The 13,683-nt window shown below is 68.0% G+C and carries 2 protein-coding genes (1 of these 2 cut by a window edge); both read right to left on the bottom strand.

Going from position 1 to position 13,683, the window contains the following annotated elements:
* Positions 1–7,146: the 5' portion of a non-ribosomal peptide synthetase gene (locus tag FMQ63_RS09875; protein WP_011553945.1), read on the bottom strand. Its footprint begins 19,803 nt before the window's first position; the window shows 7,146 of its 26,949 coding nt (coding positions 1–7,146); the start codon lies at positions 7,144–7,146; the stop codon falls past the left edge of the window.
* Positions 7,133–13,681 carry a beta-ketoacyl synthase N-terminal-like domain-containing protein gene (locus FMQ63_RS09870; RefSeq protein WP_011553946.1) on the bottom strand — a complete coding sequence of 2,183 codons (6,549 nt, stop codon included), beginning with the start codon at positions 13,679–13,681 and terminating at the stop codon, positions 7,133–7,135. Before FMQ63_RS09870 ends, FMQ63_RS09875 begins: the two co-directional genes overlap by 14 nt.
* Positions 13,682–13,683: the final 2 nt, after the last annotated feature.

Below are 13,683 nucleotides of genomic sequence, written 5' to 3'. Positions count from 1 at the left end.
CGAGGCATCTCGTCCTTCCAGCTCCGCGCCGTAGAGTTCGTAGCCCGTCTTCGTGATTCCCGCGAAAACGCCCACCGCGCTGCCAAAGCGCTGGGCCAGGCTGTCCCGGGTGTACCCCGCGTCCTCCAGGACCTCCCAGCAGCTCTGCAGGAACAAGCGCTCCTGCGGGTCCATGCTCGTCGCCTCACGCGGCGAGATGTTGAAGAACAGCGGGTCGAAGTCAGCGAAGCCGCCGAGGAAGCCGCCCCACTTGCTGTAGCTCATCCCCCGCGCGGCGGCGTGCTTCTTGTCCGGGTAGAAGAACCCGTCCAACGACCAGCGCTCTGGCGGAATCTCGGTGATGCAGTCGTCACCGCGGCTCAGGCGCTCCCAGAACTCCGTCAGGTTCTCCGCCCCGGGATAACGGCCGCTCATGCCAATGACGGCGATGGGCTCGTCGGCGCGAGGCGCCCGGTGCGTCGCATCCGCACGTGGCGGCCTGGCCTCCTGGATGACGGAAGACGAATTCTCTCCAGGTGCCGCCACCCACTTCGCGCTCTCTTCCGCGCGGTGCTCGGCCAGATACCCGCTGACTTCCGCGAGCGTCCGGTATTCGAAGAACAGCGTCTTCGAGAGGGCGTTGTACGGCCCTTCGAGGGCTTGGTTCATCTGCGTGATGATGATGGAGTCGATGCCATAGCGCTCCATCGGCTGGCGGGCATCGATGCGGCGCTCTTCGTATCGCGTGACCTCGCTGAAGAGCGCCTTCAGCTTCGTCTCGACCTTCTCGGTGATGGACACCACGGCGTCCAACGCCACCTGATGCGGAGGCGGTGCGGGCGAAACACTCACGGAGAGTTCACGAAACCTCTGGGCCTCCCCCGTCCACACCGCGACACCAGGGGAGCCCAGTTCCAGCGCCCGGTAGAACGCCCCCAGTCCCGCTTCGTCTCCCAGCGCGGCCATCCCGGTCCGCTGCATCAAGACCTCACGGCTCCGTGAGTCGAGCTGCATCCCGCCGTTCTCCCAGAGCGGCCAACGGATGGACACCGTCCGGCCCTGCCGCTGTCCGGCGTTCACGAGCGCCGCTCGGGACTCCGCGAATCCGTCCATGAAGCCATTGGCCGCCGCGTAGTCCGACTGACCGGCGTTTCCAAACGCGGCCAGGGACGAGAACGTGACGAAGAAATCCAGGGGCAGCTCGCGGGTGGCGTGGTCCAGGTTGACGAGCCCCACCACCTTGGGCGCGAGCACCGCCTGCATTTCCGCCACCGGCTTGTTGAGCAGGTAGTTGTCACGGCGGATGCCCGCCGCATGGATGACACCGTCGATGCGCCCGTGTTCGCGCAGCACCGTAGCGACAAAGGCGTTCACGTCGTTCGGTTGGGTGACATCCACGGGAAGGTGCCGCACGCGCAGCCCGTTCCCACCGTCCACCGCCTCCGCCGAGGATGCGCGGGCAACCAGAATGACGGTGGCCCGCGTCGCGCGCTTCCCGATTTCGGCGACGAACAGCCGGGCCAGGGCGCCGGTTCCTCCTGAAATCACATAGACGCCGTCTTCGCGCCAGAAGCGGGATGCGTCCCCCTTGGCGACACGTGCCTCGCGCCACTCACAGCGAGAAAGCTGGCCCGCGTGGTACCGCGAATCGGTGACGTCACCGGCGCGCGCGGACTTCACCAGAACGTCCACCAGCGCCGATGCGGAGACGCTTCCCTGGACGCGGATGAGCTGCCCCCGGACCAACGGATTCTCCTGCGACACCGAACGCAGCAGGCTCCCCAGGCCACTCAGTGCCAGCGCATCCCGCTCCTCTGGCACCAGCACCTGCAATGTCACAGGAGCGGTCAGACGCTCCGACAGCAGCGCCTTGACGCGTTCGAAGACCGCCGAGGCATGCGCCATGAACCGCGCGTCCAGCCGCGCACTTGGGCTGGACGTCCTGACCACTTCGATGCGCCTGTCCGCGAGCGTGCTCGCCAGCGCGGAGGCACCTTCAGCCCCCAGCGCATCAAGAGGCTCGCACAACACCACCAGGTGCCGGAGCGCCAACGAGGCATTTGACGCGCCCTCAGACCACGGCTGCCAGGTCGGAACGAAGAGCGGGACACCCGCGTCAGGATGCGTCTTGGAGGAATTCGCCACGGAGTGCGCGGGCGACAACCCGTAGCGCTCCTTCGCGAACTGATACGTGGGCAGGCTGACACGGGCGGGCTTCACGTCACCGTGCAGCGAATCCCAGTCAATCGAGTCGCCCGTCGCCCACGCCTCCGCAACTGCCCGAGCATCGGCATCCACGCTGGGTGACGTATCGACCACCGTTCCCACGTGGGCACCGCCCACCGTCGCGATGCCTCGCCGCAGTCCCTCCACCAATTCGTCGCGCGTCGACGCAGTCACCACCATCCGCTCAGGCATCGCGACCCGGCCGACCTGCAACGTGTAGGTGATGTCCGCGAGCGCCACCTCCGCGGACGCCGGGTCCTCCAGGAAGTCGAGCAGCGCGCGGAGGTTGTCCTTCAACGCCTCCAGGGTGCGCGCCGAGAATGGAGCCACCGCACGGACTGCGTTCGACCGCTGGCTCCTCTCCCGTGGGCGGGAGTCGCGCGGGTAGTGTTCGAGAATGGCGTGGGTATTCGTCCCGCCAAGGCCGAACGCACTCACGGCCGCCCGCCTCGGTCCCGGCAGGGACGGCCACGGCGCCAAACGGTCGGCGATGACGAACGGCGAATCCGTCAGCTCGAGCTTCGGATTCACCTGGGTCACATGGAGCGTCGGAGGAACTTCGCCCTGCCGCAGGCTCAGCGCCGTCTTGATGAGCCCAGCCAGTCCAGCCACTGTGTCCAGATGGCCCAGGTTCGACTTCACCGAGCCCAGCCGGCAGTACCCGCGCCGGTCGGTGAAGGTCCGGAAGGCTTCGCTCAGCGCGGAGACCTCGACAGGGTCACCCAGCAAGGTTCCGGTGCCATGGGCCTCGACGTAGCCAATCGATGCAGGGTCGATGCCGGTCCGGTCGAACAGACGCCGGATGACCTCCGCCTGCCCGGTGGCGCTCGGGGCGTAGAAGCCCACCTTGTCCTGGCCGTCGTTGTTGATCCCCACCTTCCGCACGAGGCAGTAGATTGGGTCGCCATCGCGCACCGCCGCTGCGGCGTCCTTCACCACCAGCACGGCGACACCTTCACCGGCAATCATGCCGTCCGCCGCGGCGTCGAAGGCCTTGACCCGCCCCGCGCTGGAGAAGTTGAGCCCCCGCTGGTGCAGATAACCCAGGTTCGCCGAAGGGAAGACCGTGGCGGCCCCCACCAGCGCCGTCTGGCAGTCTCCCGCTGCGATGGCCTGCTGAGCCACGTACAGCGCGGACAGGGATGACGAGCAGTTGGTGTGGACGAACAGGCTCGGCCCCTTCAAGCCGAGCTTGTAGGAAACCATCGTCGGGATGGAGCCTGCCTGGGCCAGCACCCACAGCACGTATTCGTCGGCGGTGCGGAGGACCGGCTGCCCGTCCGCAGGAAATTGCGGCGAGCCCTGGTGATAGAAGCTGTTGCTGGCCGTCATGAAGACGCCGCACGGTCCCAGGCGCTCAGGCGTCGTCGCCGCGTCTTCCACTGCCTTCCAGGCGTGCATCAGCAACAGTCGGAACTGCGGGTCCATGAAGGACGCGTCCCGCGCCGTCAGACCGAAGAACTGCGGGTCGAAGCACTCCTTGTCTTCGATGGACGACCGGACCGCGACGTAACGGGAATCGCGGAGGACCTCCTCGGGCACGCCCAGCTCGCGCAGTTCCTCATGGCGGTACGCCACCACGCTGTCCCTGCCCTCTCGCAGGTTCTTCCAGAAGCGCCAGGGGTCCGCGGCTCCGGGCAACTGACAGGAGATGCCGATGACGGCCAGGCTGCCCTCGTAGTCACGCTCCGACGCGGTGTCCTCGCGAGCCGGCTCGGTGGCCCCAGTACGGGCTTGCGCCGTCGCGCCCTCCATGTGGCGCGCCATGTCGCGAATATTGACGTACTTGAACAGGTCGGTGACGGCGAGCCGCGTGTCGAAGCGCCGGTTCATCTCCTCCACCAGCACGGCGGCCAGCACGGAGTCCCCCCCCACTTCGAAGAAGCGATCCTCGACACCCACCTCGTTGACCTGGAGCACGTTCTTCCACAGCTCGACGAGGGTGGCCTCAACAGGCGAACGGGCATGGACCGCGGATGTCTTCCGCCGGGTGACCACCGGCCTGGCCATCAGCTGGCCCCGGTCCACCTTGCCATTGCCCGACAGCGGAATCGCATCCACCGCGAAGACGTGCGCGGGGACCATGTAGTCGGGGAGGAACTTCCGCAGGTGTGCACGGATGGCTTCCTCATCGAAGCTCGTTCCCGCGGGCTGACAGTAGGCGACGAGCTGCGAGGTGCCGTTCAGCTCCTTGGCCACCACGGCACAGTTCTTCACGCTGGGATGCCCGGCCAACTGCGCTTCAATCTCCCCCATCTCGATGCGGAAGCCGCGCACCTTCACCTGGTGGTCGAGCCGCCCCAGGTACTCAACCTCACCGTCAGCGCGCCAGCGCGCCAGGTCCCCCGTCCGGTAGAGCGTCGTGCCCGGCGTGAACGGATTGGAAACGAAGCGCTCGGCGGTCAGCGCCGGCCGGTTGAGGTAACCGCAGGCCACGCCCGCGCCCGCAATCCACAGCTCGCCCGGCACACCGATGGGCACCGGCTGCATCCGGTCGTCCAGCACGTAGACCTGCGTGTTGTCGATCGGCTTTCCAATGGTGACCGGACGCGAGGCCGAGACCTTCGCCATCGTCGACCAGATGGTCGTCTCGGTGGGCCCGAACATGTTCCACACGTCGCTCGCGGTGCGAACGAAGTGGGCCTTGAGCGACTCCGGCAGCGCTTCTCCACCGCAGAGGATTCGAACCCGCTCGGCGTTCTCCCAGCCAGACTGGAACAACAGTGTCCAGGTCGCGGGCGTCGCCTGCATCAACGTGGGCCGATGGGTGCGCAGCGCCCGCTTCAACGCCTGCGCATCCCGAACCGTCTCCGCCGACGCGATGATGACCTGCGCCCCCGCACACAGCGGAAGCAGGAGCTCGAGCGCCGCGATGTCGAAGCAGTACGTCGTGACCGCCAACAGCGAATCCGTGCGCTTCAGGCCCAGCGTCCTGCGCATGCACAGGAGGAAGTTGACCACCCCGCGATGGGGAATCATCACGCCCTTGGGCCGGCCCGTGCTCCCGGACGTGTAGATGACGTAGGCAAGTCCGTTCGGTGAGGTTCCCGCCGGCGCGGACGTGGCTCCAGCCTTGACGTCCTCCAGCACGCACACCTTGCAGGAGGCTCCGGCAATGGCGGCGACCTTGTCCCGCGAGGCCTGACGGGCCAGCACGACCACCACGCCACTGTCCTCCAGCATGTACCGCAGCCGGTCCTCGGGGTGCACCGGGTCCAGGGGTACGTAGGCCGCGCCAGCGGACAGCACACCCAGCATCGCCGCCACCAGCTCCGCGGACCGGTCCAGGTAGATGCCCACGAGCGCCCCAGGCTTGACGCCGAGGCTCTTCAGGTGCGCCGCAATCTCGCGGCTCCGCGTATCCAGCGCCTGATAGCTGAGCGAGTGCCCCTCGTAGCTCACAGCCATGGCGTCTGGGGTCTCCCGGGCCTGCCGCTGGAAGAGCTCGTGAACGCCCAGGTCCTCGAGGAACGGCGTGGCCGTGGCATTCCAGTCGCGGAGAAGCGTGCGGCGCTCTTCGTCGTCGAGCCACGACAGTGCGCTCAGCGGAGACTCCACCCCATCCGCGACCTGGTCCGCGGCGCGCAACAACTGACGCGCCATCCGTTCGACCGTGTCCGCCTCGTACAGCCGCGCGTCGTACTTGAAATGCAGCGTGAGGCCCTTGGCGCCCTCCACCACTTCAAGCTCCAGCGGGTAGGCGCCTTCCTGATGGACGCAGTCGAGCGGCTCAAGCTCCGGCAACCCGCCCGACCTGGGCTCCGGCCTTGGCGGAGCGCTCGTCAGTTGCAGGCTCTGGAAGGTGAACATCGTCTGGAAGCCAGGCGCCTCCTCGGGCCCATTCGACAGCCGGAGGTCCTTCACCACTCGCGGGAAGGGATAGTGGGCATGCTCCAGGCCATCGATGACCGAGTCGTGGAGGTGGCGCAGCAGCGAGCCGAACGAGTGCTGCCCCAGGCCCCGCGCGCGCACGGCCATCACGTTGACGAAGTACCCAATCGCCGTCGCCAGTTCCGCCCGGGGCCGCCCCATGGTGGGGATGCCGACCACCACGTCGTCCTGGCGCGTGTGCCGATGAAGCAAGGCGTAGTAGAGCCCGAGCAGGACGGTCGGCAGGCTCACTTGCTGTGCCCGAGCGAACTCGCGCAGTCGCAATGCTTGCTCGGTGGGCACCCTCTGCGAGTGCGTTGCTCCCTCCGCGTCCAGCCCCGTGGCGGAGCGAGGCCGGTCCGTTGGAAGATTCAACGGCGGAGGAACGGGCGTGGCCAACACGTGCCGCCAGTAGTCGAGGTGGCGCCGTCCCTCATCGCCTCCAATGGCGAGCTGCTCCCACTCCACGGCGGCGCGGTAAGGAGCGACGATCGGAACCTCGAGCAGCCCCGCCTTCGCCTCGGTCCCGGCGTAACGCTCCCGGAGGGCGTCGAGCAAGGGCGCCACGGATGCCCCATCGAGCACCAGGTGGTGGAAGCACAGCAGCAGGACATGCTCGTGCTCCGACCGCGAGTACAGGTGCAGCCGAGCGAGCGGTCCACAGGCGAGATCGAATGGCACCTTCGCGGAGGCGCGCAGGGTCGCCACCAGTGCTGAATCGGAGACCGATGGAACCTCGTGGACCTCGGCGGAGACCTGCCCACTGGGGACGATGACCGGCTCCGTGCCTTCGACGCGAATCGCGCCAGCGAGCAGCGGATACCGTTCGAGCAGTCCTTCCCAGGCCCGGGTCAGCCTCGCCGGGTCGACCTTGCCGCGCAGGCGGTAGGCGAGCGGCACGTTGTAGGCCGGCGATTCGGGACGGGCCCGCTGCATCGCCCAGAGGCCTTTCTGGCCTTCGCTGAGCGGCAACCGGATGCTCGCCGCCCGCAGCGCGGCAAGCCGCCGCCGTGCCTCGACCTTGGACAGCCTGCCTTCCGCGAAGGCGGCCAGAACCTCACGCGTTGTCATGAGCGTCGTTCTCCAGCCGGGCCGCGACGTCCTCGATGGACAGAAGCCCTTCCTTGAGCATGTCCAGGGCGTCCTGCTCAGGCACCGCCACGGGCACCGTGTCTTCCACTCTCGGCTCGCGCCCGCGCACCAACGTCGCGACATGGGATGCAATCGCCGCGATGGTCGACCGGTCAACCAGGTCACGGAGCCGCACGTCGACGCCCAGGGTTCGTGCCAGCACCTGCGCCAGCCGCATCATCGTGATGGAGTCCGCCCCCAGGTCTCTCGCGTTGACGTGGTCGCCCAGCTGCGCCCGAGGCACGCTCAGCGCCAAGGAGAGCTGCTCGCGAATCGCCTCCGAGATGGCCTCCACGCCGCGGCCCTTCGGCGACAGCGGGACCTCATGGGCACTCGCCTGCGAATCGGCGCAGCCAGACGCGAGCCAATACCGCTCCCTGGCAAAGGGATACGTCGGCAGCGGGATGCGTTTGACGTCCGCTCCCTCATGCAGCCGCGCCCACGGGACGTGGCCCCCCAGCACCCAGTACTCAGCGAGCCGCTCCAGCCCCTGCTCAGCGAGCAGTGACTCCACCAGTGACGCTCCCGCGGCCTCCGACAGGAACTTCCCCAGTCGAGTCGAGCCATCCACCTCGCCCACATGGATGGGGGTACCGGCCCACGACGTCCGCTCCGGCGAGGCCAGGTACGTGCTCAGTGCGGCGGCCAACTCGTTCCGGTCGCGAGCGACCACGGCCAACCGGCAGTTGAAGGCGTGACGTCCGGTCTGCAGGGTGTAGGCGAGGTCTGCCATGACGATGTCGCTGTTGGACGCCAGGAAGGACGAGAGCCGCCGCGCCACCTCCTGCAATCGGTCCGCTGTCCGGGCCGAGAACACGAACAACCGCGGCCCCTCGCGGCCCCCCGCCAGCCGCGTGTCCGCAGCGAACGACTCCAAGAGGACGTGCGCATTCACCCCGCCGAACCCGAAGCTGTTGACGCCGGCGCGACGCGGGGACGGCTCAGCGCCTGCCGGCGTCCGCCACGGCTGGCTGTCCGACGACACCTTCAAGGGCGAGTCCGCCACTGAGATGTCCTCGTGCCACTGCGTGAAACCCGGCAGGCCCGGGAGCACTGCATGGCGGAGTGCCATGAGCGCTTTGATCAACGCCGCCATGCCCGAGACCAGCTCTCCATGACCGATGCAGGGCTTCAGGCTGCTCAAATGGCAGACGTGAGGCTCGCCGTCGCGCGCACGCTCATCCACCTCGCGAAACGCAGCCTTGATGGCTTCCACTTCCGCGCCATCCGCTAGAGGCGATCCGACGCCGTGCGCCTCCACGTAGGAGACAGTCCGCGCGCTCACGCCCGCGGCGCGGTACGCGGAGACAATCGCGTCCTTCATGCCCAGAGGGTTGACCGCCGTCAGCGAAAGTCCCCGGCCGCCATGCGCAACGCCACTGCCACGCACCAGGCCGTAGATGATGTCTCCGTCAGCCACCGCCCGCGACAGAGGCTTGAGGACGAGCGTCCCTACCCCTTCACTGCGAACGAAGCCGCGAGCCTCGGGCTGGAAGGGGCGGCATGAACCGTCGACGCTCAGGTACTCCATGGCCTCGAAGCCGGTGAAGGTCGTCGGCGACAGGAGCAGGTTGATGGCGCTCACCACGGCCTGCTCGCACTCACCGGAACGAATCGCCTGGCATGCCCGGTGGACCGCCGTCAGCGCCGACGAACAGGCGGTGTCGCAGTACTCGCTGGGCCCCTTGAAGTTGAAGACGTGGGAGATGCGGTTGGGAGCAATGGACGCCGTGACGGCGGTCGTGCCCAACGGATGGCTCACGGGAATGGAGACGACGCGCGGGTACTCCCCTGGCGCGGCGGCCACGAAGACACCCGTGGAGGTCCGGGCGAACTGCTCCGGGATGAGGCCCCCGTTCTCCAAGGCCGACCAGACAGAGGCCAGCAGCAGGCGCTGCTGGGGGTCCATCAGCTCGGCCTCTTGCGGCGAGATGGAGAAGAATCGTGGGTCGAACTCGTCGACCCCCTCGATGAAGCCTCCCCACCGAGGCCGCGTCACATCCGAGCCGTCTCCTGCCAGTGCCAGGAGCGCCTCCTGCCGCGACGCGGGTACCTCGGAGAGGCAGCGCTTGCCCTCGACGATGTTGCGCCAGAACGCATCGACATCCTCGGCGCCTGGGAAGCGCGCATGGATGCCCACGACCGCGATGGGCTCGGTGCGCTCGTGAGGGGCCGCACGGGTGCGTGACTCCGGCGCAGCGACTTGAGCGTGAGCAGGCGACGCACGCTTCGACAATTCCTGGGCGACGAAGTCCCGGAGTTGCGATGGCGTCGTGTACTGGAAGAAGCGCGCGGGCTGCACCCGGATGCCGTGCCGCCGATGGAGGGCCAGACCCAACTCCACGATGGCCAGGGAGGTCACGCCCAGGGCCGACAGCTCCGCCTCCATGTCCAGCGCATGCGCGGGCTGGCCCAGGTAGCTTCCCACGACGTCCCTGACCGTCTGCTCCGCCTTCGCCCGAGCGTCAGCATCGACCGCCTGGGCCGGAACAACCGCCTCCTTCCGAGGCTGCTCCGACAGGCGATACTGGATGGCGACATGGCGCATGCCACCGCGGACGACCTCGCGCAGTGCCGTGAACCCCACCTGGTTGGGCATGGGGATGAGGCCTTGCGAAGAGGCGAGCAACTCCGAGAGTTCGCGGGAGAGACGCATGCCGCCATCGCGCCACTGAGGCCAGCTCAGCGAGATCACGGACAGGGGCTCGCCCAGGCGATTCGTGAACCGCGGCGCCCCTTCCGCCCCGAAGCCGTCCGCCAGCCCGTTCAGGAAGCCATTCGCGGCGGCGTAGTCACTGTGCTGGTACTCCCCCCTGCTCGCCTGGGACGAGAACAGCGCGACGAACCGGCACGGGAGACGGTGACACTGTTCGAGCAGGTTGAGCGCGCCCAGGCACTTGGGTGCCAGCGTGCGGCGAAGCTCGCGGTCCGTCTTCGCCAGCGCGGGCCCTGGCTCGACATGCCCCACTGTGAAGAAGAGTCCTTCCAGCCGTGCTTCCCGCGCCCACTCCCCCACCGCCTGCTCGACGTCGCGAGGGTCCGTCACATCGAGCTTGCACCAGCGCAGCCGGGACGATGCCTGCGGGCCTGCACTGAGCGGCCGTCCAGAGCGGCTGGCGATGATGACGTCGGCATCACACTGCTCGACCAACCAGTGCGCCAGCGCGAGTCCCAGCGCGCCACCACCCACGACACCGTAGGTCTTCCGGCCCTGGGCCAGTAGCTCCTGCCGGGAAGCAGGCACGGGCCAGGGAACGCGAACCGCGGCACGGACGAACCGCTTCCGACCACGATAGGTCACGGCGGAATCGCCCCGGCCCTGCCGCCGCTCCCGCTCAACGACTTCCTCGACCCAGTGCCGCCCACCGACATCGTCGAGCCGCACCACCTGCCCCTCAACGTTGCGGTGCTCCAACTGCAGCGACTGGAGAAAGCTCCAGAGGCCTTCACAGACCGCGGCAGGACTCCCGCGGTCACACCAGATTTCGACCCGGCAAGGCGCCCGGGGTCCCGAGTGCTCCAGCGCACGCAGCCGCTGAAGGACGGCGTCCATGGCACTCAGCATGACCTCCGCCGGATTCAAGCCCTCGACGGGAAGCGTTTCGCTCCCTGGGATGTCGAGGTCACGACCGAGCCGCAGGGAGATGCGGTGAACCGGAGCCAGGGCGCCATTCGCAGTGGCATCCACTTCGCGTTCACGCCACACATACTGCTCGGCCTCAATGCGTCCGGCCTCTTTCGCGGCCTGGGGGCTGGGGCGGAAGCAAACTCCCTGGAGGGTCGCGAGGGCTTCGCCGTCATCAGTAAGCAGCACCGTGTCGAACGAGGGTGCCGACTCCGATCCGGCAGGAACGAACCGGCTATGGACGACCATCACGCGAGGAAGCGCGCGGTGGACCGTGACGCGGCTCAGTGAGAAGGGAACGATTGCTGGCGCGGAAGCGACCTCTGGCATGCGCTCATCACGCCGCCGGCGCGCGAGCTGCAACAGGACGCAGGTCTGCAGCGCGGAGTCCAGCAACGACGGATGCAGGACAGCGTCGTTCCCAGCGTCGGCGCCAGCCGGCAACACCACTGTCGCGACGACCTCTCCCTCTCCGAACCGGCAGTGCTGGATGCCCCGGAAGCCAGGGCCGTACTCCAGCCCTGCCTGTGTCAGCCACTGGTACGCGGCATCCCCGTCCAGGCGCTCCGGGCATCGCCCCTCCAGTTCGGGCAACCGTCGGGGCGCCTCGCGAGGATGGGATGAGGACGCCAGCTGACCACGGACATGGACCGTCTCCCCGCCCACGGTTCCGTGGCTTTGGGACACGACCTGGAAGCTGACCTGCCCCGTCCCTGCCTCGGAGAACACGACGCGCACGTCCCCGCGCGCGTCTTCGCGGAGCGGATGCTGCCAGACGACGTCCGTGAGTTCAGAAGGATGGGTGAAGTCGCACGCCACCGCCGCCGCGCGAGCCAGCTCCAGGTATGCAGCACCTGGAAGTATCGGTGTCGTCGCGACCTGGTGGTCCCGGAACAAGAACTCGCCACCGTCGAACGACACACGCACCTGGTGCCGATCGCCGTTCACGCGCTTCAGCTGGAACAGGACGCCCGTGGACGCATGGACCGGTGCCGCGGTATCGCGGCCTTCAACCCAGCAGCGCCGGAGCGCGAAGGGATAGCCGGGGAGACGCATCCGCTCGAACGCGTCTGCTCCGCCCGAACGGCTCCACCGCACCGCCCCGCCCTGCACCCATCGTTGCGCCGCGCTGCGCGGTTCGGTGTCGCCTTCCCCATTCGGACGGTCCTCTACCCCGGGCTCCGCGACACCTTCCAAGGCCGTGGAGGAGCGTCGGCCTTCTTCATATGCCTGGAGTTGAGCCTGGAGGTCCGCGACCGACTCAGCCACGAAGGCCACTCGGAATCGGAGGGCATCGCGTCCCTGCTGGAGAGTCCGAGCCACGGCGTGCACCGAGCCCGAAGGCTGCGCATCCAGCGCCTGTCGCAGGCTCCGGGCCATCCCGGGGAGCAGGTCCGGCGCTCCCGCCGACAGCGGCACCACCTGCGGTCCATGGCCATCTGGTGGTCGCGCGTCACGCCGAGGCAGATACTCCTCGATGAGCAGGTGGGCGTTGACGCCTCCGGACCCGTACGAATGCACACCAGCCAATCGAGGCTGACCCTTCCGTCGCCACGCGGAACTCTCACGCGCCAGGCGGCAGGGCTGCACATCCTGGTCAAGGAACCGATTCGGCTGATCGAACCCGATGATTCCGTGAACCGTGTCGGTCTCCAGGCTGCGGATGACCTTGAACAACGCCCCCAGCGCAGATGCCGAGTGCATGTGCCCCATCATCGGCTTGAGCGTGCTGATGCGACATTGCCCCGCCTCCAACGAGACACCCTGCCGCTGCGCGAGTTCCCGCAGCGCCCTGTTGCAGGCATCCCACTCGGCGATGTCCGCCACGGGGGTGCCCATCCCCTGCGCCTCGATGTACTCCACGGCGCGCGCGTCAACGCCCGCCGTCTGGTAGCACTCCTGGATCAGCGCCGCATGGCTGGCCGCGCTGGGAGACGCGATGGACGTGCCGCCCCGCCCGTTGAAAGCGACCGCGCTGTTCCGGATGACGGCGTAGATGGCGTCGCCATCCCGTTCGGCGCGGTCAAGCGGCTTGAGCAGGACGCTGGCCACGCCTTCCGCGCGCAGATAGCCGGAGGCACGCTCACCAAAGGACCAGACCTCCTTGCCTCGACTCAACTGTCCCAGCCGGGACAGCGACACGAAGAGCTCCGGACGCAAAAGCAGGTTCGCCGCACCGACCAACGCCTGCTCGACCTCGCCGTTGCGCAGCGCCACCACGGCGCGGTGGAGAGCCACCGCCGCGCCGGAGCACATCGTGTTGATGACCTCGCTCGGGCCTCGGAGATCGAAGAAGTACGACAGGCGGCTGGCGACCATGCTCGGGGAATGGCCGAAGGGGTCCGCCATCTCCACTCCAGCCGACTGGAGATGCGCCAGGTACTCGTTGTCCTCGACGGCGACGAAGACGCCGGTGCGGCTCTCCCGCAGCGTCTCCGGGGCGTACCCCGCGTTCTCGAAGGTGTTGTACGCCGACATCAGCAGCAGGCGCTGCCGGGGGTCCATGCGAGCGGCCTCGCCGTGCGAGACGCCGAAGAACTCCGGGTCGAAGTCCTCGATGCGCGGGATCAAGCCACCCCATCGGCTGTGGCTCTTGCTCGGGTCGCTGCCATCCGGGTCAAAGTGGGCGTCGATGTCGAACCGCGCGCGAGGAATCTCTTGAAGCAGCGGCTGGTCGCGGTCCAAGGCCCGCCAGAACGCCTCGACGGACATGCAGCCAGGCAGGTAGCCAGACAACCCCACGATGGCCACGGGCTGCACCCCCGTCGCGGGCTCCACGCGGACCGCGGGAGGCGCCTGCCGCCGATGTGCCTCCACTGCCGCGAGCAACTGTCGACGTTTCACGTCCATGG

The organism is Myxococcus sp. CA005, assembly GCF_006518205.1.
GTDB classification, from domain to species: domain Bacteria; phylum Myxococcota; class Myxococcia; order Myxococcales; family Myxococcaceae; genus Myxococcus; species Myxococcus xanthus.
The sequence above is the reverse complement of the archived record's forward strand: the minus strand, read 5'-3'. Positions and strand labels throughout refer to the sequence as shown.

Excerpts from the sequence above, each read along its gene's own strand:
- FMQ63_RS09870 (WP_011553946.1), bottom strand. The coding sequence starts at position 13,681 with ATGGACGTGAAACGTCGACAGTTGCTCGCGGCAGTGGAGGCACATCGG.